General features: G+C 45.7%; 16 protein-coding genes. 8 read left to right on the top strand and 8 right to left on the bottom strand.

Annotated elements, in window-relative coordinates; all coding sequences use genetic code 11:
- Positions 1-5 precede the first annotated feature (5 nt).
- The gene (locus tag H9Q78_RS04880; protein WP_249303930.1) at positions 6-914 is read left to right on the top strand and encodes a sigma-70 domain-containing protein; all 909 of its coding nucleotides are present in this window, start codon (positions 6-8) and stop codon (positions 912-914) included.
- Positions 915-940: 26 nt separating this feature from the next.
- On the opposite strand, the gene H9Q78_RS04875 is transcribed toward H9Q78_RS04880, so the two are convergent.
- On the bottom strand, positions 941-1,744 hold the full coding sequence (locus H9Q78_RS04875; protein ID WP_249303928.1) for a CPBP family intramembrane glutamic endopeptidase: 804 nt from the start codon (positions 1,742-1,744) through the stop codon (positions 941-943).
- Positions 1,745-2,005: 261 nt separating this feature from the next.
- On the opposite strand from H9Q78_RS04875, the gene H9Q78_RS04870 reads away from it, so the two are divergent.
- Positions 2,006-5,755, top strand: coding sequence for a phosphoribosylformylglycinamidine synthase (locus tag H9Q78_RS04870; protein WP_249303927.1), 3,750 nt, complete (start codon positions 2,006-2,008; stop codon positions 5,753-5,755).
- 102 nt (positions 5,756-5,857) lie between these two features.
- Here H9Q78_RS04870 and H9Q78_RS04865 read toward each other — a convergent pair whose 3' ends face one another.
- The 3 genes from H9Q78_RS04865 to H9Q78_RS04855 form a co-directional block, all read right to left on the bottom strand.
- A complete protein-coding gene (locus H9Q78_RS04865) occupies positions 5,858-7,528 on the bottom strand; it encodes a DUF4368 domain-containing protein (protein ID WP_249303925.1) in 1,671 nt (556 codons plus the stop codon).
- 93 nt (positions 7,529-7,621) lie between these two features.
- Entirely contained in the window at positions 7,622-7,888 is a 267-nt protein-coding gene (locus H9Q78_RS04860; protein WP_249303923.1) for a hypothetical protein, read from the bottom strand.
- A complete protein-coding gene (locus H9Q78_RS04855) occupies positions 7,885-9,153 on the bottom strand; it encodes a plasmid recombination protein (RefSeq protein ID WP_249303922.1) in 1,269 nt (422 codons plus the stop codon). The genes H9Q78_RS04860 and H9Q78_RS04855 overlap by 4 nt, the downstream gene beginning before the upstream one ends.
- Before the next feature lie 735 nt (positions 9,154-9,888).
- On the opposite strand from H9Q78_RS04855, the gene H9Q78_RS04850 reads away from it, so the two are divergent.
- The 5 genes from H9Q78_RS04850 to H9Q78_RS04830 are packed head-to-tail and all read left to right on the top strand — an operon-like array spanning position 9,889 to position 17,070.
- Entirely contained in the window at positions 9,889-10,236 is a 348-nt protein-coding gene (locus H9Q78_RS04850; RefSeq protein ID WP_249303921.1) for a hypothetical protein, read from the top strand.
- Position 10,237: 1 nt separating this feature from the next.
- Positions 10,238-11,881 carry a type I restriction-modification system subunit M gene (locus tag H9Q78_RS04845; protein ID WP_249303920.1) on the top strand — a complete coding sequence of 548 codons (1,644 nt, stop codon included), beginning with the start codon at positions 10,238-10,240 and terminating at the stop codon, positions 11,879-11,881.
- On the top strand, positions 11,882-12,676 hold the full coding sequence (locus H9Q78_RS04840; RefSeq protein WP_249303919.1) for a hypothetical protein: 795 nt from the start codon (positions 11,882-11,884) through the stop codon (positions 12,674-12,676).
- Positions 12,666-13,937, top strand: a complete 1,272-nt coding sequence (locus tag H9Q78_RS04835; protein ID WP_249303918.1) for a restriction endonuclease subunit S — start codon at positions 12,666-12,668, stop codon at positions 13,935-13,937. Before H9Q78_RS04840 ends, H9Q78_RS04835 begins: the two co-directional genes overlap by 11 nt.
- Positions 13,930-17,070 (top strand): type I restriction endonuclease subunit R, encoded by a 3,141-nt coding sequence (locus tag H9Q78_RS04830; RefSeq protein ID WP_249303916.1) that lies wholly within the window; start codon positions 13,930-13,932, stop codon positions 17,068-17,070. Before H9Q78_RS04835 ends, H9Q78_RS04830 begins: the two co-directional genes overlap by 8 nt.
- Before the next feature lie 39 nt (positions 17,071-17,109).
- Here the strand turns inward: H9Q78_RS04830 and H9Q78_RS04825 are convergent, their stop codons facing one another.
- From H9Q78_RS04825 to H9Q78_RS04815, 3 genes are all read right to left on the bottom strand, one after another.
- Positions 17,110-17,490 carry a TnpV protein gene (locus tag H9Q78_RS04825; protein ID WP_249303914.1) on the bottom strand — a complete coding sequence of 127 codons (381 nt, stop codon included), beginning with the start codon at positions 17,488-17,490 and terminating at the stop codon, positions 17,110-17,112.
- A gap of 86 nt (positions 17,491-17,576) precedes the next feature.
- Positions 17,577-18,464: an alpha/beta hydrolase fold domain-containing protein gene (locus H9Q78_RS04820; RefSeq protein ID WP_249303913.1), complete on the bottom strand. Its 888-nt coding sequence runs from the start codon at positions 18,462-18,464 to the stop codon at positions 17,577-17,579.
- A gap of 25 nt (positions 18,465-18,489) precedes the next feature.
- Positions 18,490-18,963 carry a pyridoxamine 5'-phosphate oxidase family protein gene (locus H9Q78_RS04815; protein WP_249303912.1) on the bottom strand — a complete coding sequence of 158 codons (474 nt, stop codon included), beginning with the start codon at positions 18,961-18,963 and terminating at the stop codon, positions 18,490-18,492.
- A gap of 178 nt (positions 18,964-19,141) precedes the next feature.
- Between H9Q78_RS04815 and H9Q78_RS04810 the strand changes: the two genes are divergently transcribed.
- Positions 19,142-21,685, top strand: coding sequence for a cation-translocating P-type ATPase (locus tag H9Q78_RS04810; protein WP_249303910.1), 2,544 nt, complete (start codon positions 19,142-19,144; stop codon positions 21,683-21,685).
- An 830-nt stretch (positions 21,686-22,515) separates the two neighbouring features.
- Here the strand turns inward: H9Q78_RS04810 and H9Q78_RS04805 are convergent.
- The gene (locus H9Q78_RS04805) at positions 22,516-23,097 is read right to left on the bottom strand and encodes a TetR/AcrR family transcriptional regulator (protein ID WP_249303908.1); all 582 of its coding nucleotides are present in this window, start codon (positions 23,095-23,097) and stop codon (positions 22,516-22,518) included.
- Positions 23,098-23,185 lie beyond the last annotated feature (88 nt).

Raw genomic sequence — 23,185 nt, 5'->3', positions numbered from 1 at the left:
GGAATATGAACAGCCAGGCAGAATTTAAAGAGGCTTTAGGGAATCTGCTTTTGATCGCGGAAGCGTCCGGGCACCAGGTGACGGAGCAGCAGATAAAAGACTGTTTTTCCGGGTGGGATTTGACGGAGGAACAGTGGAAACTAATATACAGCTACCTGGAATTGAATCAGATCAAGGTGGAAGCCCATGAAATGGACGCGGCGAGCCTCTCCTATCTGAAGGGAAGGAAAATACCAGAAGAAAGCGCCGATGAATCGGACGGCAGACGGAAAAAGGACTCTGGGCTGACCGGAGAGGATTCTCGCTGCTATCAGATGTACCTGGAAGAATTGGAAGCGGTGGAAGCCATAGGGAGAGAGGAGCTGGAAATGCTCTTAGACAGGCTGGGAGACGGTGACAGACACGTAAGAGACCGTCTGGCGGAAGGCCATCTCAGACGGGTGGTGGAGCTGGCGAAGGAATATGCCGGGAGAGGCGTCCTGATGGCGGATCTGATACAGGAAGGGAATATGGCGCTTTTAATGGCCATGGAGTCTTTTTCCGGCGGAGATTTCGGCGTCCATATCACGAAAGAGATCTGCAGCGCCATGGATGCAGCGATCGCGGAGCAGACGGGGCAGGAGGATACCGGGAGCTATCTGGCTTCCCAGGCAAATGCGATGATGAACGTGACAGAAGAGCTGGTGGAAGAATTGGGGCGCGAGGCAACTTTGGCAGAAGTGGCAAAGAGGATGAACCTGAGCGAGGAGATGACGAAGGATATCATGAAAATATCCATGGACGCCCTGTCTCTTGTGGAAGCGAACGGAAGCGGGGAAGTCTTCGTTGGAGGAGCTTTTTCAGGTGCGGAAGATCTCGGAGGACATTCGGAATCCTGCGGCCATGACCATGACTGCGGCCACAGCCACGACTGAAAAATGGAAGGCCGGGACAGACCGTCTCAGTCCCTGCGGATATCCCGTATTTTATGATAGAGCCATGCGGCGGCGATGCCGGATAAGCCCAGAACGGGGACGGAGAAAATCAGCTCCTTTTGGGCTGTCGTGCCTAAAAAGGCGAAAGAGGTCAGATTAGCCGCGCAGTGAAAGAGAACTGCAGCAAGAAGGGTCCTGTAGTGCTCGGCCGTATGGGTCAGGAGCAGACCCATACAGAAACCATAGAAAATCTGCGGCGCGTTTCCATGGAATAAAGCGAATGCAGCGGAAGTAAGCAGAGCCGTTGACAAATATCCCATATACTTACGCAGTAACAGAAATCCCATGCCCCGGAAGATGAGTTCTTCTGCCACCGGGATCAGCAGACAGGTGCAAAGGGCTGTCAGGAGCCGGTGAGACTGGGCGGTGGCTGCTTCTATAGATTCACTGGCGGGAAGCAGCTCCGGAAGTCTGGAGAATTCCATGAGAAGGTTGAAGAATATGGCTCCGGCGGCTCCAAAAAAGACGGCATATCTGTATTGGGTCCCCCGGAGTTTTTGTCCGTCTGCCGGTTTGAGAGAACGTTTCTTTAAAACATGGTAAATAATTCCGAGCACAGAGCTTATGAAGACAGCGCCGATACTGGAATAGAGGATGGCCATATTTTCTTTTAGAAAGGAAATGGCCGGAGAGCCTGGAGTGGTGTTCTCCAGGGATGTGCGGATGCTGTTCAGGATTTTGGCAGCAACAAACACAGCCTGTTCATAAAATAGAATAGGAAGTGCCAGACAGCAGAGGACTGCTGTCAGTTTTTTTATGGTTTTGTCCATATGATTCCCCCGGAATGAAAATTTGCCGTTTGTCCGCCGGACTGCGGTCTGAGCCCCTTACCTCTCAGACCGTATCCACGTTGGGACACAGAATATTCTCTTGCGTTTATCATATCGGACTTAAAGCGGCGTGTCAACGGAGGGGCGCATTTTCTGTGAGTGGAAATTGACTTTCACAGGAAAATGAAATATGATATTAAGAAGAAAAATGCAATACGTAGTATGTGAATTGATAAAACACAAGAAGGCATGGAGGTACCTATGAGCGTAAGACGTATTTATGTGGAAAAAAAGAAGCCTTTTGCGGTCCAGGCGAAGGAGCTTAAAGAAGAGATCGGCAGTTATCTGGGAATCCGTACGGTAAAGGATGTTCGCATCCTTATCCGGTATGATGTGGAGAACCTGTCTGAAGACACCTATGCGAAATCAAAGGGGACGATTTTTTCCGAGCCGCCGGTGGACATCCTTTATGAAGGGGATTTTGAAAAAAAGCCGGGGGATACTGTGTTTTCTGTGGAATATCTGCCGGGACAGTTTGACCAAAGAGCGGACTCCGCGGAACAGTGTGTGAAGCTGCTCAATGAAAACGAAGAGCCTGTTATCAAAAGCGCGACTACGTACGTAATAGAAGGTGCCCTTTCGGAGGAAGAAAAGGAAGCGATAAAGGAACACTGCATCAATCCTGTCGACAGCCGTGAGGCGTCAGACGTGCTTCCTGAGACTTTGATCACGAAATTCAATGAGCCTGCCGATGTGACCATTCTGGGAGGTTTTCGGGAAATGGGTGAGGCAGAGTTTAAGACGCTCTATGATTCACTGAATCTGGCCATGACATTTAAGGATTTTCTTCATATCCAGCATTATTTCCGGACGGAGGAGAAGCGGGAGCCTTCCATGACGGAGATCCGCGTTCTGGACACGTATTGGTCGGACCACTGCCGCCATACCACATTTCAGACGGAGCTCAAACACGTGGCGTTTGGAGAGGGAGATTACAAAGAGCCCATTGTAGCTTCTTATGAAAAATATATGTCTGACCGGGCAGAGATCTTTAAAGGCAGGGATGATAAATTTGTCTGCCTTATGGATCTGGCCCTTATGGCCATGCGCAAGCTGAAAAAGGAAGGGAAGCTCGACGATCAGGAGGAATCTGACGAGATCAACGCGTGCAGCATCGTGGTTCCCGTGGAGATTGACGGCATTACCGAAGAATGGCTTGTGAATTTTAAGAACGAGACACATAACCATCCTACGGAGATAGAGCCTTTCGGAGGGGCGGCTACCTGCCTGGGCGGAGCGATCCGTGATCCGCTGTCTGGGCGTACCTACGTGTACCAGGCGATGCGCGTGACCGGTGCGGCGGATCCGACCGTCCCGGTTTCTGAAACGATGAACGGGAAGCTGCCCCAGAAGAAGCTGGTACGGGGGGCGGCCCATGGGTACAGCTCATACGGAAACCAGATCGGACTGGCGACCGGCCTTGTGAAGGAAATCTACCATCCCAACTATGCGGCAAAGCGTATGGAGATCGGTGCGGTCATGGGAGCAGCGCCGAGGCGCGCGGTCATCCGGGAGACTTCCGATCCGGGAGACATCATCATCCTTTTGGGCGGCCGTACCGGGCGTGACGGCTGCGGCGGAGCCACTGGCTCCTCCAAAGTCCACACGGAGAAATCCATAGAGACCTGCGGTGCGGAGGTACAGAAGGGAAATGCGCCCACAGAGCGTAAGATCCAGAGACTGTTCCGCAGAGAAGAGGTCAGCAGGATCATTAAGAAATGCAATGACTTTGGCGCGGGCGGCGTTTCGGTGGCCATCGGCGAGCTGGCGGACGGACTGATCATAGATTTGGACAAAGTGCCGAAGAAGTATGCCGGCCTGGATGGTACGGAGATTGCCATTTCCGAATCTCAGGAGCGCATGGCAGTTGTGGTGGATAAGAAAGATGTGGACAAGTTTCTGGACTTTGCGGCTGAGGAAAATCTGGAAGCGGTCCCTGTTGCAGAAGTGACGAAGTCTCCCCGCCTTAAGATGTCATGGAGAGGGGAAACCATCGTGGACATCAGCCGTGCATTTCTGGATACAAACGGAGCGCATCAGGAGACGGATGTGGAGGTGAAGATACCGGCACGGGCAGGAAACCCGTTTGATAAAAAAGAAGCAGGAGATGTGAAGGCAAAATGGCTTGACATGCTTAAGGATCTGAATGTCTGCTCTCAGAAGGGATTGGTGGAGATGTTTGACAGCTCCATCGGAGCAGGTTCTGTATATATGCCCTACGGCGGAAAATATCAGATGACAGAGACACAGGCCATGGTGGCGAAGCTGCCTGTCCTGAAGGGAAAAACCGATACGGTGACAATGATGAGCTATGGCTTCGATCCGTACCTGTCTTCCTGGAGTCCTTACCACGGGGCGGTTTATGCGGTGGTGTCTTCCGTTGCGAAGATTGTTGCCGCCGGCGGAGATTATAAGAAGATCCGCTTTACTTTCCAGGAATATTTCCGCAGGATGACAGAAGATCCCTCCAGATGGGGAGAGCCTTTTTCCGCGCTTCTGGGAGCCTATGATGCCCAGCTCGGCTTCGGACTGCCTTCTATCGGAGGAAAGGACAGTATGTCCGGCTCCTTCAATGAACTGGATGTACCTCCTACTCTGGTCTCGTTTGCGGTGGATGTGGCCAGCGACAAGACGATCATTACCCCGGAACTGAAACAAGCGGGAGACAAGCTGGTCCTGTTCACCATTGACAGAGACGAATATGATATGCCTGTATACGCTCAGGCCATGGATCAGTACGGCAGGATATTCTCAGATATTAAAGAAGGAAAGATCACGGCGGCTTATGAGGTGGAGCGCCACGGCGCAGCGGAGGCGGTCAGCAAGATGGCTTTCGGAAACAGGATGGGCGTGAAGATCGAGCACCATATATCGCCGGAGGATCTGTTTGCCGCAGGCTGGGGCAGTATTGTGGCGGAAGTACCGGCGGATAAGGTATCCGCTCTGTCCGGCCGCTATACGGTCATCGGAGAAGTGACGGATTCAGGAGCCATCGAATACGGCAGCATGAAGCTAAGCCTGGAGGAGGCTCAGAAGGCATGGGAAGCGCCGCTGGAAAAAGTATTCCCGACGGTATCCGGCGTGGAAAAGAAAAAGGTGGACGATTCTCTGTATAAAGCGGGCAGTATCCATGTGTGCAGACACAAGGTGGCCAGGCCCACGGTATTCATTCCTGTATTTCCAGGTACGAACTGTGAATATGACAGCACGAAAGCATTTGAGCGCGCGGGCGCGGAGGTGATCACCAAGGTGTTCCGGAATATCACGGCAGAGAATATCCGGGATTCGGTGGAGGTGTTTGAAAAGGCCATCGCGCAGGCTCAGATCGTGATGTTCCCCGGAGGCTTTTCTGCAGGTGACGAACCAGAAGGCTCCGCGAAATTCTTCGCTACAGTTTTCCGGAATGCACGGATGAAGGAATCCATAGAAAAGCTTCTGAATGAACGGGACGGCCTGATGCTGGGAATCTGCAACGGTTTCCAGGCTCTGATCAAGCTGGGCCTAGTGCCGTATGGAGAAATCCGGGAGCAGAAGGAGGATTCTCCGACTCTGACTTATAATACCATTGGGCGCCATGTATCAAAGATGGTCTATACGAAGGTGGTATCCAATAAATCTCCATGGCTGCAGAATGCGGAGCTGGGCGGCGTATATTGTACGCCTGCTTCCCATGGAGAAGGCCGCTTCGTGGCGGGAAATGAGTGGCTGAAGAAGCTGTTTGAAAACGGCCAGGTGGCGACTCAGTATGTGGATGACATGGGAAAAGCGACCATGGACGAGGCATGGAATCCCAACGGCTCTTACTGTGCGGTAGAAGGCATCACCAGTCCCGACGGACGGGTCCTGGGCAAGATGGCTCATATTGAACGGCGCGGGGAATCCGTTGCGGTCAATATCTATGGAGAACAGGATATACGGATATTTGAATCCGGAGTGGAATATTTCAAATAGAGATACAAAAAAGCAGAGAGCCTCCCTTAGCCGAGGTGCGATAACGAAGTATTTATGTAAGGTGGCGGTGCAGCCGAAAAGCTGTGCCGCCGCTTTGCGTCTTTAGGCTGTTTTCTTCTTTCGGTTTTGCATACCAAGTCTGCCATCAAGGGCAACGCAGTCCTCGTCGGCAATATTGATAATGCCCGCAGCCTTGTAGTAAATTTCAATCTTCTGCTTTCTGTGTCCGCTACTCTTGTCGGGAGCGTGGACTATGATTTTGTCAACCAAATCATTCAGAATTTCAGCGGTTAATTCTTCGGGATCGGTGTATTTGCGAACATTCTTCAGAAATTGCTGAAGGTCGTGCTGTTCCTGTTCGCCGCTGTCAATCAATTCCTGCAAATTAAGAATTGCCGCCTTGACATTCTTCTGTTCTGTTTCGTACTCGGAAGAAAGCTTGTCAAACCGTTCCGCCGAAAGCCTGCCCGACACCATATCCTCGTAGATTCGCTTGAAAAGCGTATCCAAGTCCTCGTCTCTGCGTTTGAGCGTTACGATGTCCACCTTTGCTTTTTCCACCAACATCAGGCGTTCAGCGTTGGCTTTTTCCATTTCTTTTTTGACAAAGACTGCTTCAAACTGCTGAATATACGAGAGTACTCTTTGAATATGCTGAAATACAAGCCGATTTAAGGTAACTGCCCGAATATAGTGAATCGTACAACTACCTGTATTGCTTCGGTAATTTGCACAAGTGAAACTTTCCTGCCGTTCCTCGTGCGAATGAGAGGTGTGGAAATGCAGCTTTGCTCCGCAATCCGCACAGAATACCTTTCCAGAAAATATACTGATTTTCCCTGTTGCGGTCGGTCGGCATTTATGCTTGCGAATTTCCTGTACCGTTTCAAAGATATGCTTGTCTACAATAGCAGGGTGGGTATCTTCAAATACCCGGCGTTTTTCCTTGTCATTCCACACACGCTTTTTGCTTCTGTAGTTTTTAGAGGTGGTCTTGAAGTTTTCGGTATTCCCGATATACTCCAATTTCTCTAAAATTCCTGCAACGGTTTTCTGTGCCCATTTATACGGCTCGGCGGGAAGTAATTTTCCGTCCTTCTGCGCCTTGTACGCCATGGGAGTCAGCACCTTTTCCGCTTTCAGCTTCTTTGCAATCTGCGTAGGTCCAAACCCGTCATAGCACAGTTTGAAGATATACCGCAACGTATCTGCCGCTTCTTCGTCTATCAGCCATTTATCCTTATCTTCGGTATCTTTGATAAATCCGAAAGGTGGATTGGTTGTCAGGTGCTTTCCGCTTTCACCTTTCATTCGGAAGGTGGACTTGATTTTCTTAGCGGTGTCTCTGGCATATAGCTCGTTGCAGAAATTGCGGATCGGCGTCATATCAAATTCCGTCTGTACGGCGGAATCCACATTGTCGTTGACAGCGATAAACCGCACATCGTTTTCAGGAAATACAATATCGGTATACATTCCCACTTGCAGATAATTTCGCCCTAACCGTGACATATCCTTTACTATAACCGTACTCACTCTGCCGCTTTCAATCAACTGTTCCATTTCCCTGAAAGACGGACGATCGAAGCTCGTACCCGAATACCCGTCGTCCACAAAGAATCTCAGATGTTTGAAGCCGTGCTTTCTTGCATATTCTTTTAACAATGCTTTTTGGTTGACGATTGAATTGCTTTCACCCTCACGCCCGTCGTCTTGACTTAACCGGCAGTAAAGGGTGGTAATTTTGTTCTGTTCTGATTGTCTGTTATTCAAAGTAACTCCTTTCCGACAATCGGATACAGCATATTGCGTGTCCGTATTATACCATATCCGAAGTCTTAATTCAACGCTTTAAAGCGGTAGCTTTTAATCTTGCTCGTAATCATATCCAAGTTTGCGGATAATTGTATTTAGCAGAAATTCGTCTGTGTGAGAGCAGAAATGTCCCGCAACTTCGTATTCCGTGTTTCCGTCCCTTGTCGTAAAGTCTGCGTCGGCAGGAATACGGCGTAATTCTTTCGGTTTCCTGTCCGTATCAATAATGGCGGGGCGGTTTAAGATACGGTCTATTTCGGGACGGTCTCTCTCTAATTTTGCAAGAATTTCCGCCAAATCCTTTTCTTTTTCTGTCATCGTTCCAAATCCTCCTTCTTTTTCGGTTTTGATTTTCGTGTAGAAATTGTTAAATCCCACGGAGAAGGCTCGTAGGCTTTCTTTTCGGGCGGTTTATGGAAAATACTCTTTTCCTGTTCAGGTACGGTTTTGCGGAGAGATTTCAGAATACCGTCAATGAAATCCTTAACCTTTTGTGGAGCAACCTTCAACGCTTCCAAATACGGTCTGCATTTTTCTTTTAAGGCTGTCAGTTCTGCTTGCAAACGCTTGACTTTATCCGATAACACTCGGTTGCTGCTTTCGTAGATTTGCACCGTTCGCCTGTTTACAAGACATTCCTTTGCCAAGTTTGAAAGATAACCGTAATCCTCAGCGGACATTTGAATTTTGCCCGTCAGCGTTTTCTTTCCCATACTGTCAATAATTTCTGCGTTTGCCTGTACGGGCAGTACAGAGGACAGTTTTTCGTCAGCCGCCGCAATCTTTTCTTCAATCCCCGCAAGGCGCTCTTTGTCTTTTTCAATCTGATATTGCAGACTGCTTTTGTATTCGGCGGTACTGCCACGCTCGCCACGGAGAAAATCGTTAAAGCCTGCATTCTGCATATGTTCGTAAAATTCATCCTGCAAAATGCTGTATGAAGGGACAAGCATAGGCTTGCCGTTTTTATCGAATACAGGCTGATTGTTTTCGTCCACCGCCTGCGGAGATTTCCATTTCTTTGAATGGCTGACCTGCTGAATAACCTCCTTGACCGTGCCGACCAATTCTGGATTTTTGCACCGTTTCGTCCACAGTACTTGTTTTTCAACGACGGGCAATGCTACAATGTGCATATGATAGTGATAGATGGGTTTTCCGTAATCATCGGATAGAGCAAGGTTGATTTCATCGGCGTGCAGTACGGCGGACAAAATATTATCTTCGCCGTACAGTTTGACTGCAAAGCGGTATGCTTCTTCATAAAATCGCTTGGCATATTCATAGCCGCCGTAGGTTTCAAAGTAGTCGGTATTGACATCGAAAATAACTTCATCGTACACTTTTGCGTCCTTTTTCAAACCTCGGAGGGATACCTTCCCGTCAGCGACCAGTTTATCAAGGTACTCGTTATAGGTCAGACCGCCGCAGTCTTTGAAATGCACATTGAAGGGTGCGCGGGACAGGTCTACATTCATATTGCCGTAATGCTCGTTTTTGCGCTCATTGTGGCGTTCATATTTGCCGATGGTGTCTTTGGTATGGGTAACAACCCTTGCTACGCTATAATTTTGTCTTGACATTTTTTCTCACTTCCTTTCTTTTTCGGATTGTATTTCATCTCCCAAAGGGGGAGGATATGTTAAAATCGGAGCGTCCTTTGTTACGCACCTTTTCAAAGTGCGTAACCCACTATGACACTTTCAGCCTTACGGCTGCAAAGATGTCAGTGGGCTCTGCACTCCGCAGAAACTTTAACGCCGTTTTTCCCGAATGTCGTTCCAGCCCCTGCTTTTTCAGCGGCGTTGTCTCGCTCGTTTCCGTTCAGAAAGTCTTGGCGGAGTATCCCATTCAGATGGTCATTCAGTTGTTAATCGGTAAAACAAAAAGCCGATACACAGAGACATCAAAAATCAGCGGGAGTGTTGCTCTCGCTTCAAAATGATGTTCTATGTATCGGCTTTGAAATTCAAAGACGGGACTGTTTGTTCATCCGTTCACTCGCTGACAGTACCAAAAAGCGTAGAGTGCGGACGGCGGTATTTTCTCTTAGCATACCACAGGCGTTAGGCGGCTTGTGCCACATCTAAATCAAAACATTTTGTATTCAGTTGTAGTCCTCATTTATGAGGATGTACATTGTATCAGAAAGCCAGACGAAAATCAAGTTTTTTCCAGCAGGTTTTGAATATTTTTTGAAAATGTGGAAATACTATTAGGTTTTATGGTGGGTTTAAGGTTTCAATCTTGACTTTTTCTTCAAAATATGTTTGTATGTAAGTATACATACTAACATACAAAACGAGAGGAGTGATAGCTTGTTTGATGAGAGTAAATACAAATTCTGTGATTTACTTGCTTTGCTAATAAAAGAAGCGAAGCTATCAAATGTTAAGTTTTACACCTCTCTCGGTATAAAAAAACCTTATTTCTATGATATATTGGGGGGCAAGGTCAATCCACCTCCGCCTGATCGTCAGTTAGCAATGCTGAGATTATTAAATCCTACTGATGAACAACGAGCATTGTTTTTTGATTTGGCAGCACAAGAACGAAATGAGGTGCCTGCCGACATTGCCGCAAGGATAGAGAAAGATGCAAAATTACGAAGTGAACTGCGGCAAAGCATAGACTATAACGCATTATTGCAGAATGGAGATAATTAAAATGGCTGATAATATGAGGGATCAAGAGCGTAATGAATTACATCGCACAATATGGGCACTGGCTAATGATTTAAGAGGCAGTGTTGACGGCTGGGATTTCAAACAATATGTTTTGGGTATGCTTTTTTACAGATACATATCTGAAAACTTCACTAATTATATTAACAAAGGCGAGCATGATGCTGGAAACCCTGACTTTGATTATGCATCAATTGATAAAGATATTGCAGAGATGGCACGAGAGGACATGGTAAAAACAAAAGGCTTTTTCATACTGCCAGAAGAGTTATTCTGCAATCTTCTTGAAAAAATAGTAAAAGAAGATAAGGACGCCCAAGAGGCATCAAAAAGCGGATCGAAAATTGAAATTACTAATTTAGACGAAACCCTTAACGAAACCCTGCAAAAAAACTTCAAAAACATTGAAGCGTCCGCTGTTGGAACTCCAAGCGAAGCAAACTTCAAAGGTTTATTTGATGATATAGATGTCAATAGTAACAAGCTTGGTCCGACAGTTATCAAACGAAATAGAAGATTGAAGAAACTGATTTCTGTTGTCGGTTCTATGAATTTGGGTAATTATCAGGATAATTCCATTGATGCCTTTGGGGATACCTACGAATATTTGATGGGTATGTATGCTTCAAACGCCGGGAAAAGCGGAGGTGAATTTTTCACACCTCAAGAGGTATCGGAACTGCTTACGAAACTTACTCTCATTGATAACAACGGAGAGATGAAAAAAGAAGTCAATAAAGTATATGACCCTGCTGTCGGCAGTGGTTCACTTTTGCTCAAGTTTGCAAAAATTCTTGGTAAAGAGAATGTAAGAAACGGCTTCTTCGGTCAGGAAATCAATATTACAACTTACAACCTTTGTAGAATTAATATGTTTTTGCACGATATTGATTACGATAAATTCAGCATTGAGCATGGTGACACTTTAATTGACCCCAAGCATTGGGACGAAGAACCGTTTGAAGCCATCGTCTCAAATCCGCCCTACTCTATCAAATGGGAAGGGTCCGACAATGGCACCTTAATCAACGATCCTCGCTTTTCCCCGGCCGGTGTGCTTGCACCAAAGTCGAAAGCTGACTTTGCATTTATCCTGCACGCATTAAGCTGGCTTGCTGAGGGCTGTACCGCTGCGATCGTTTGTTTTCCAGGTATTATGTATCGTGGCGGAGCAGAACAGAAAATACGCAAGTATCTCATTGATAACAACTACATCGAGTGTATCATTCAGCTTCCTGAAAACTTATTTTATGGCACGAGCATCGCTACTTGTATTATGGTGTTGAAGAAAGGTAAAATCGACAACCAAACTCTGTTCATTGATGCGTCTAAAGAGTTTGTCAAAGCAACCAACAGCAACAAGTTGGATGAAAAAACTAATATTGAAAACATTTTGAGGGCTTATATAAGCAGAAAAACCGAGAAGCACATAACTGCTCTTGTCAAAAACGAAGATATCGAAAAGGCAAATTATAATCTTTCTGTTTCGACTTATGTTGAAAGCGAGGACACCCGAGAAGTTATAGATATCACAGAACTTAACAACAGAATCAAGCAGATTGTTGAGAGGGAAAATGATTTGCGCACCAAGATTGATGCAATTATTGCGGAAATTGAGGTGAAGTAAATGACATTAGGAGATGTATTGTCAAAGCCACCGATTGATGAGTATAAACAAGTTGAAGGCTTCCTACTCAACAAAAAAGGTAAAATAGGGCAACAAGAAAAACTTACTAATTGCAATATAGCGTTAAACTACTATTGCAATAACTGCGATGATATCCGTACATTTTGTTCCGTAGGCAATATCAGTTGTATTTTCGAAAGTAAAACATTAATCAGTATTGATGGTATTCTATCTTGTAATTGTGGAACCACGGTCCGAGTTTGGTTCTTGGTAGAAAGTAGAAATGATATTACGCTTGCTGCACCTGAAATAAGAATTTTGAAACGAACAGAAAAGTTTTCCGATAATGTGTCTCTTATTGATCATGGATACGGAGATTTTACGGAATTCCTTGAAAAGTCAAAACGAGCAGCAAGAGAAGGTTTTGGCGCAGGTTCTATCGTTTATCTGCGCAAAGTATTTGAAAGAATAATAACTCAAACGGCAGAAGCAGCAAATCCGCCGATAGAAATAAAAAAGCCCAACGGAAAACCAAAACCATTTGACCAAATTCTTAATCCTGTCAAAGAGCATTGTGATATTATTCCTTCAGAATTTGCGGAGGATGGATATAAGCTGTTTGGCGAGCTTAGTGATGTTGTTCACGGCGATTATGACGAAGAAGAAGCTTTACTGAAATTTGACGCCTTTTATCGTTTGGTTACAGGTGTATTGGAGAAAATTAAGACCAATCGAGAATTAATGGCTGCTATTGGTACGCTCGGCTGGCATAGTGGAGGCGAAGATGGTGAGTAGATTAGAAGAATTGATTGCGGAATTATGTCCGGATGGGGTGGACTATAAACCCTTTGGAAAGTCAGCAACTATATTGCGTGGTGCCTCTCCAAGACCAATTAAAAATTTTATTACTACCGATGATGACGGAGTGAATTGGATTAAAATTGGCGATGTTGCAGTAGGTAGCAAATATGTAACTCATACCAGAGAAAAAATAACAGTTGAAGGGTCTGAAAAATCAAGAAGCGTTAAAAAGGGAGATTTTATACTTTCAAATTCTATGAGTTTTGGCAGGCCATACATTTTAGCTATTAATGGTTGCATACATGATGGTTGGCTTGCTATCAGTGATTACAAAGATTCTTATATCACCGATTTTTTGTACCACCTTCTAAATTCTACAAGTGTTCAACAAGAAATGGTAAAAAGAGCATCATTTGGTGGAGCAGTTCAAAATCTTAATGCAGATATTGTAAAAGCACTTGTGCTTCCCGTTCCCCCTATGCCTGTGCAAGAGGAAATTGTCCATATTTTGGACAATTTCACGGAGCTTACAGCGGAGCTTACAGCGGAGCTTACAGCGGAGCTTACAGCGAGGAAACAACAGTATGAGTATTATAGAGACAGTATGTTGACATTTGGTGATGATGTAGAGTGGAACTCATTGGAGAACTCTATTATCTCTTTAACTACCGGACTAAATCCAAGACAATTTTTTAGCTTGAATACAGATGATGCAGAAAATTATTATGTCACAATTAGAGAGCTTCAAAATAATACAGTTGTTTTCTCAGAAAAGACCGATCGGATCAATGATCGTGCACTCAAATTGTGTAACAACAGGTCTAATTTAGACATTGGTGACGTTCTGTTTTCTGGAACAGGCACTATTGGTGAAACAGCGGTGATAGAGGATAAACCTACCAACTGGAATATAAAAGAAGGAGTATACTCTATTAAGCCAAAGCAAAATAAGATTATACCTCGGTTTCTAATGCATCTCTTGAAAACAGAGCAAATACGAAAGGCGTATTTATCTAAAGCGGCTGGCGGAACCGTAAAAAGTGTTCCGATGAAAGAAATGCGAAAATTACAGATTCCTGTACCATCTATTCTGGAACAAAAACGCATTGTTGAAAAACTTGATCGCTTTGACAAACTATGTAATGACATAAGCGAGGGCTTACCTGCCGAAATCAAAGCAAGACAGCAGCAATACGAATACTACCGTGATAAGCTCTTAACATTCAAAGAAAAGGAGGTCAGCGTGAATGAATAATTTTGAAATTGTAGCCAGTTCTACCGAAAGCACGGTCGTTGCGGAATATACACCAGAGAAACGGAAAAGCACCGACTATCAGAGTGAAGCCGAGCTTGAACAGGATTTTATAAAGCGCCTCATTTCGCAAGGATATGAGTATATCTCTATAAAGAGCGAGCAGGAACTGATTGATAATCTGCGTTCTCAGCTTGAAAAACTCAATAACTACACTTTCTTTGATAAAGAATGGAGTGATTTCTATACCGGCGTTATCTCAAACGGAAATGACGGTATTATTGAAAAGACTAAAAAAATACAGGAAGATTATATCCAAAATCTTACGCTTGACAATGGCTTTGTAAAAAACATCAAACTCATAGATAAAACCAATATACACAATAATCATCTCCAGGTTATTAATCAATACGAGGAGGATGGCGGTACACACAACACACGATATGATGTGACTATTTTAGTCAATGGGCTTCCATTGGTTCACATTGAACTCAAAAAGCGTGGAAACGCAATTCGTGAAGCATTTAACCAAATCAATCGTTATCAGCGTGACAGCTTTTGGGCTGGCTCCGGGCTGTTCCAGTATATGCAGCTTTTTGTTATTTCCAATGGTACTCATACCAAGTATTATTCCAATACTACCCGTTTTCAACATATTAAGGATAATGCTGAAAACAATGCAAGTAAAAAGAAGAAAACATCCAATGGCTTTGAATTTACAAGTTATTGGGCAGACGAGAAAAATCGCATAATTCCCGATCTTGTGGATTTTACCAAGACCTTTTTCGCAAAACACACACTGCTGAATATCCTGACGAGATACTGCGTATTTACCTCTGAAAACTTGCTTTTGGTAATGAGACCTTACCAGATTGCAGCGACAGAGAAAATAATCAATCGAATTGTTACCTCCACAAACACAAGAAAGACCGGCACTTTAGCGGCTGGCGGATATATTTGGCATACAACCGGCAGCGGAAAAACGCTGACCAGCTTTAAAACGGCACAACTGGCAAAGGACTTAAAAATCTCTGGCAGAGATGTAGAAAAAGTGTTATTTGTAGTGGACAGAAAAGACCTTGACTATCAAACGATGAAAGAGTATGACCGGTTTGAAAAAGGAGCCGCCAATAGTAATACATCTACAAAGATCCTTGAAAAGCAGATGTCAAATCCAGAAGCAAAAATTATTATTACAACCATTCAAAAACTTGATAAATTCATTTCAAGAAATAAGGAACACGAAGTATACCAAAAACATATTGTATTGATTTTCGATGAGTGCCATCGTTCACAGTTTGGCACTATGCACAAAGCGATTACAAAGCAGTTTAAAAATTACCATATCTTTGGATTTACGGGTACACCTATTTTCTCCGTAAACTCCAGAAATGGGAAATACGCTGATCTAAAAACCACAGCGCAAGCTTTTGGAGGAGAGCCTGATAAGGATGGGAAGAAGGTCTTAGCATTACACACATACACAATTGTAGATGCCATTCACGACAATAATGTTCTCCCGTTCAGGATTGATTATATTGATACAATCAAGAATCCAAAGCAATTGTACGATAAACAAGTGAGAGCGATTGACCGAGAGAAAGCACTGCTTGACTCGCAGCGTATTTCTCAAGTAGTACAGTATATTTTGGAGCATTTCGAGCAAAAAACCTACCGCAATCAAAATCGCTCCTATTTTGACCATAAAGTCATAACCAATGTCGGGAAAATGGCAAGTTCAAAAAACAATACAGTGGCAGAAAAAAAAGAAACGGTTAAAGTTAATGGTTTTAATTCGATCTTTGCTGTTGCCTCTATTCCGGCTGCTATTGCCTACTATAAAGAGTTCAAAAAACAAATGGCAGAGACAACTCACAAATTGAATATTGCAACAATCTTCAGTTTTAATCCTAACGAGGAAGATCCTGATGATATTTTGCAGGATGAAAGTTTTGATACAAGTGGGCTTGACCAAACTTCACGAGACTTCCTTGATTATGCTATTGGCGATTATAACAAGCAGTTTAATGTGAGCTATGATACTTCCACAGATAAATTTCCGAATTACTACAAAGATGTCTCTCTGCGAATGAAAAACCGTGAAATTGATTTGCTCATTGTGGTAAACATGTTTTTGACTGGATTTGACGCAACAACATTAAACACCTTATGGGTAGACAAGAACTTAAAAGACCACGGATTAATTCAAGCATTTTCACGCACAAATCGTATTCTTAACTCAGTAAAGACTTTTGGTAACATAGTTTGTTTTAGAAACCTTGAAGAAAGCACAAATTCAGCTTTAGCACTTTTCGGAGACAAGGAAGCCAAAGGAATGGTGCTTCTAAAAACCTATTCTGAATATATAAACGGTTATGATGACAATGGTAAACATATTGCTGGTTATGAAGAATTGATATCAGTGTTAAAAACCGAATTTCCTCTTGGTGTCGATATAGTTGGCGAAGATGCAGAAAAAGAATTCATCAGACTCTTCGGTCGTATTTTGCGTTTAAAAAACATTCTTTTATGTTTTGATGATTTTGCAGGTAATGAGAGCATTGCTATTAGAGACTTCCAAGATTATCAAAGCCATTATATTGACCTTTATCAAGATTACTCAAAAAAGGATGATGCGGAAAAAGAACGAATAAACGATGATATTGTTTTTGAAATTGAACTAATTAAACAGGTTGAGGTCAATATAGACTATATTCTGATGCTCGTAGCAAAATATCACGAATCTAACTGCGAGGATAAAGAAGTGCTTGCAGACATTAATAAATCTATTGATGCCAGCGTGGAGCTCAGAAGTAAGAAAGCACTTATTGAAGGGTTTATTGCTCAAATGACCGTTAAAACCGATGTTGATAAAGACTGGAAAGAGTTTGTCAAGAAACAAAAAGAAGCAGATCTTGAAGCATTGATTGCCGAAGAAAAACTTAAACCTGAAGAAGCTAAAAAGTTTGTAGCAAATTCTTTTAGAGATGGAGATATAAAAGCTACCGGTACTGATCTCGATAAAATACTCCCCCCGATATCAAGATTTTCTGGAGGTTCAAGCAGAACGGTTAAAAAGCAAACGGTCATTGAAAAGCTAAAACGATTCTTTGAAAAGTATTTTGGTTTAGTATAAGAAAATCCCTACTGGAAGATAACCAGTAGGGATTTTCTGTTATTGATAGATTAGTTCAGTATTTACAATCTCTCTTGTACTGTTTTGAATACTATTCATTATGCCAACCCAAGCCATTTGATTTTCTGCCTTGAGTGTTTCGCTTACCCCTTCTTTTTCAGCAAGTTCCTTTACCAACTGAGAAAACATTTCCTCTGCCTGCTCATTGAGGTTTGCAAGATAGCCGTTCAAATTGCCATTTGTCAGCAGATTGGTATAAAATACACGCTTATGCTGTTTGATATACCGTAAATGCCGCTGTCCCCAGATGCCAATAGGACAGTGTTCTTTTTCGGCATGTGATTTCAGGCAAGGCAGATAGTAATCGCCTTGCAGTTCATACCAAAGGCCGTTTCTTTCATCATAGATGAGTTTTTCCATTGCATTTTCCTCCAAATTATTATGTTCGTAGTTTTTGCAACATACCGTACCGATTGTTTCAAAACCTTCGTTGCGGAACCTCATCATTAGCGGAGGCTCTCTGTTATTGTCATGGCGATTTGGCGAACTGCGGTGCGGGATTCTGGAAAACAGTCCAGCATCCAGTCATGGACCATATGAGGATAGGTGTAGATATGATAAGGAACCTTGGCCTGATGCAGTGCTTCCTTCAGGAGCAGCGCATCCGCGTAGAGCATATCATTGGAGCCGGTCCATACGGTGATTTTCGGAAGTCCCTTCATGGAACCGAAAATGGGGCTGATGACGGGATTCTCCAAAGGTGTGGTCCCGGCGTATAAAAGCGCGGCTTCACGTCCGCCGTCCGGTTCCAAGACAGGATCTCTGGGCGCCAGGACATTTTTGACAGGATTGCTCCCTGTGGCGTCCAGGAACGGCGACAGGAGAAGGATCTGCTTCGGAAGGGGCAGACCGAGCTTTACGGCCTGCTGTGCGAGGACCAGGGCCAGATTGCCTCCGGCGGAATCTCCCATCAGGATAATGCCGCGGGGGCATTTGGGAATCAGGGAAGAATAGACCTCCATACAATATGAGGTTATCTTTTTATGGGTGTGTTCCGGGATCAAAGGATAATCCGGCACGACAATCGGACAACCGGTTCCCCAGAGAATGGAATCCAAAAGCTTCCAATGGCGCTTAGTGAGCCCGGTCAGGAACGCGCCGCCGTGGAGATAAAGGACACAGGGCTTGTCCGTCGCAGACTGAAAGTTCATATAGTATACAGGCCGTTCCGACAGGGATTCCGCCTGGATATGATGATTTTTTTTCATGGTGCGGGGAGGGATCATTTCCGACAGTTTTCCATGATTGCCGTATGACAGCTGCTTTTTCAGGTCACTCTTTGCGTTTGTCTTCATTCTGTAGTGATAAGACAGGGTGCTTCTGATGCTGGCCATATGAGCTCCTTTCTTTATGTCTGTTTCAGTTTTGTACCTTACAAGAAAACTGTCTTACTTCAACGTAAAAGACAGATACGGAGGGGGTCGTTTTTTCTTCTATAACGAAGTTCCTGCCCGTCATCTTCTTCATGAGAAGAGACAGGACCGCCGCTTTTTCGCGGGGGTCGGAAAGAAAGGATACGGTCCCGGTGCCCATGATGCAGGAATAACGATAACTGTATTCACAGGGACGGTCATGGGGGATCAGCTGATGTCCGCAGTCCATCTCAAAAGTGACGCGGAGACATCTTGAGAGCAGATCGATCTTCCGCCCTCTCCGGGCACTGTGAAAATAAAGGAAAAGCTTCCCCTCCTTCATTTGGTAAGCGAAGTTCATAGGTATGATATATGCCTCTTCATTTGTTGGATCATAGATTCCCAGGCGGCAGACAGTACAGCTGTCAAGAACCTTGAGGATCTTGGCCATGTCAGTGACTTCTTTATCTTCCCGTCTCATAATCTTCCTCACTTTTTCTTTTGGATTTTAATTTTTGAAAGATAGTAAATTTAATTTCAGTATACCACAGGTTATAGGAAATTAACAGCCATAGCATATTTTTCTGCCTGTCCTCATATTCTTTGAGTATAGCGTCGGCGTACAAAGGGAAGCGGATAATATTTTGGGGAGGAATAAGGTGGCAGATAAAAATAAAGAACCGGCAGTTTATAAAAGAGGCTGTAACGTACTGGAGGAGGAAAGGCATAAGTCGGTCTTTGCCAGCTTTCTGGAACAGCTGAACAGTCCACTCATTTACATACTGATGGTGGCTTCTGTAATATCTCTGTTTTTGAAGGAATACAGCGATATGGCGATCATCGTTGCGGTGATTCTGGTGAATTCCGTGATAGGTGTCATACAGGAGGGAAAAGCACAGAAAGCGCTGGAGGCTCTGAAAAAGATGACGAGTCCGAAAGCGCTTTTAAAAGAGGGGGATAAGATCAGAGAGGTGCCGGCCGGCGAACTGATACCGGGAGATATCGTCTGCCTGGAAGCCGGGAGACAGATACCGGCGGACATAGAGCTCATCACCGCGGTGAACCTCAAGGTGGAGGAGGCTGCCCTGACCGGAGAGTCCGTACCAGTCCTCAAGGATACAGGAAGAAATAAGAAAGCCTTTATGTCCACCACCGTGACTTACGGCAGAGGGGAGGGTGTGGTCACATCCATTGGAATGGATACGGAGATCGGCAAGATAGCCAAGATGATCCAAAATGCGCCAATGGAAAAGACTCCGCTGCAGAAGCGGCTGGCGGATCTGGGAAAGATTCTGAGCGTGGTCTCGGTAATTCTCTGTGTCCTGCTGTTTCTGATTGCGGTCCTGCAGAAGCGGGATGTCATGGAAATGCTGATCACTGCCATTTCTCTGGCTGTGGCGGCAGTTCCGGAAGGACTCCCCGCCATTGTTACCATGGTACTGGCGCTCAGCGTTTCCCGGATGGTGAAAGTAAATACCATTGTGAAACGTCTGCCCAGTGTGGAAACGCTCGGCTGTGTCAGCGTGGTCTGCTCAGATAAGACGGGGACCCTGACTCAGAACCGTATGACGGTATCCAGATGTCTTGTGGATGGGAGGATATGCAGCCCCTCTACCTTGAAAATACAAAGGGACAGACATTTTCTTTATGGCTTCACACTGTGCAATGACGCGGAATTGTCCTCAGAAACCCGTCTGGGGGATCCAACGGAGCTGGCTCTTTTGGATATGGCGGCGTCCTTTGGGCTTTACCGTCATGAACTGGAAAGGCGGCTGCCCAGAAAAGATGAGATATCATTTGATTCCAAGAGAAAGATGATGACGACGCTCCACAGAGAGGGAAAAAGCTCTGTGTCCTATACAAAAGGCTCGCCGGATGAGATCCTGCAGCGATGCCGTTACATTCTTTCAGGAGGCCAGGTGGTTCCCATGAGCCAGAGGGACCGCACGGAAATAAAAAGTGTCCTGAAGCAGTTCACCGGAGACGCGCTCCGAGTATTGGCCCTGGGCATGCAGATGGATGTGGAAAAGGCCAGGGAAAAAGAGCTGGTCTTTGTGGGAATGGCCGGTATGGCCGATCCGGTCCGGCCGGAAGCTGCCGGAGCCGTCTCAGAGTTCCGGAAAGCCGGAGTGAAGACTGTCATGATAACCGGAGATCGGGAAGACACGGCCTTTGCCATTGCCAAAGAACTGCATATCGCATCCCGGATGGAAGAGTGTTTGTCCGGGGAAGAGATGGAGAAAATGGATGACGGGGAATTCGCCCGCCGCATACCGAAGGTCCGGGTGTTCGCCCATGTGTCTCCAGAGCACAAGGTGAGGATTGTATCGGGCTTCAAAGCCGCCGGGGAGATCGTGGCTATGACCGGGGACGGGGTCAATGACGCGCCGTCTTTAAAATCAGCGGACGTGGGGATCGCCATGGGGATGGCGGGGACAGATGTGGCGAAGAACGCCGCGGATATTGTGCTGACTGACGATAATTTTGCGACGATCACCAAAGCTATCGCACAGGGGCGCAGTATATATGAGAATATCAAGAAATCGGTCCTTTTCCTACTGTCGTCTAACTTCGGTGAGATTATTACGATGTTGGCTGCCATAGCCCTTGGCCTGGCATCTCCCTTGAAGCCCAGCCATATATTGTGGATAAACCTGATTACGGACTCTCTGCCCGCCCTGGCCCTGGGCGTAGATGTGAATGGAAATAAGAACTATATGAGAAGGCCGCCCCGATCTAAAAATGAAAGTCTTTTTGCCGGAGGCGGGCTGAGCTGTACCATCCTTTACGGTCTGCTCATCGCTATCATCAGCACCACCGCGTTTCTTCAGCTCCCGCTCACATTTCTTTCTTCCGCGGGGATGCCTGTCACCCTGGGGAATCTGAGGGGGCTTATGGCAGACCCGGCGCTGCTCAGCCGCTGCCAGACGTATGCGTTCACGGTGCTGGGCATATCTCAGCTTTTTCATGCCATAGGCATGCGGGATGTGGAGACGTCGGTTTTCCGTATGAAGCATTTTAACAATAAATTAATGATCGCCGCATTTGCAATCGGCATAGGACTGCAGCTCCTGGTCACAGAGGTGCCGTATTTCATAGGGGTATTTGGAACCTGTTCCCTGGCTCTGCAGGAATGGATACTTCTGCTCATTCTATCCGCGATGCCGGTGCTGGCCCATGAAGTGCTGATACTGCTCCCGTAACACATAGAATCCGCCGGAATATACTCTGCCGCACGAAGTGCGCCTGCCCGGAGGGCATGAATTAAGGGATACCCTTGTATATCTTTCAAACAAGCTTTCTTTGTCTGGTTCATAAAGCAGGAGGAAATCCGCTTCCATCCAGGCGGCTCGCTGGCAGCCGTAACCATGATCTTTGCGGCCTCCAGTCGGTCCTTTCCAACTGACATGGATAAATCGATATTTTTCCATGTCAGATTCCAATAAAAACCTGCATGAGATTCGGTTTTTACCTCCCTGCGGCCGGGAAAATCCTGCTAACGCCTTTGCGGCGCTCGCCTTACGATGGAATCGGATTGTTCCTCTTGCTCTTCCTCCCGCACCGAAATAAGCTCTCATTCGTTTTAAAAGCCATTGGGGCGGTTCACCGCGGCCCGCAGCCTTTAGGCGCGCGGGCCGTGTGGATATCCGATCCTTTTCTGGAATCAAGGGAACGGAAGTCGTCTGAAGCGGTGCGACAGAAAGAATACCGGCAGAAAGATTCCGGGCCGGCCTAAAGGCGAGCGCCGCAGGGCAGCGGACGGTGTTCCCCAGACGGAGGGAGGCAGAAACGAAAAATACCGATTCCGTTTCTGAGCGAACCGGAGACGGGAAATCATCCGGATTTCCCGCCGACATGTGAGCGGTACTCCCGGAGCGGGGATAAAGCGGCCTCTGCATCGCCAGCGAACCGAAATCGTGACGGCCCGGAACTTCTGCTGGTGTCAGTCTGGATTCTGGTTGGAGCTAACGAAAAATGATTCCAAAAAGTATTTTGTATCGTGGTTCGGCGGATCTTTTTGAGCAAACCTTCATTATTGCTTTCTCACAAAGGGCGTCACACAGCCCCCGGACAGCCGTACGATCAATTCCGCCATCTCATGGGCGGATTTTTTCATGCCGTTTTTCAGCCAGCTCTGAATCAGGCCGATGCTTCCATTGACGATGAACAGGTAGATATCGGTAGCGGTATCTTCTTCAAGGCGGTTTCGGGTGACCAGCTCCGTGACATAGGATTCGTGGGCGATCATCAGGATCTGCCTCTGGAAATGGACGTCTCCCTGCTCACTGAGCAGGATGCGGCAGGCGCGGCTGTTGTCCCGGATATATTCAAAGATATATGCCAGGATCTGCATGAGCTTGGAGTCATATTTTTGATATTCACAGTCAGCCAGCATCGCATTCACGTCGTCGATGATCTCTTCTTCCATTTGCTGCAGCAGATCATACTGGTCCGAATAGTGGTTATAGAAGGTGGAACGGTTGATATCCGCTTTTTCACACAGCTCGGACACGGATATTTTATTGATGGGCTTTTTTTCCATGAGCTCAATGAGACTCTCCTTCAGGAAGCGTTTGGTATAGCGGGAACGCCGGTCGCTTTTCTGCTCTTTCATAGGGAGTCCTTTCTGTTTATAAAAAATTAATAAGAGCTTTTGATGATTAATCAACAATATTAGAAAAATTGTCTTACACACAACGAAT

The organism is Qiania dongpingensis, assembly GCF_014337195.1.
In the GTDB taxonomy this organism is placed as follows: Bacteria; Bacillota; Clostridia; order Lachnospirales; family Lachnospiraceae; genus Lientehia; species Lientehia dongpingensis.
Note: the sequence above shows the minus strand (reverse complement) of the source record. Positions and strands in the feature narration are given on the sequence as shown.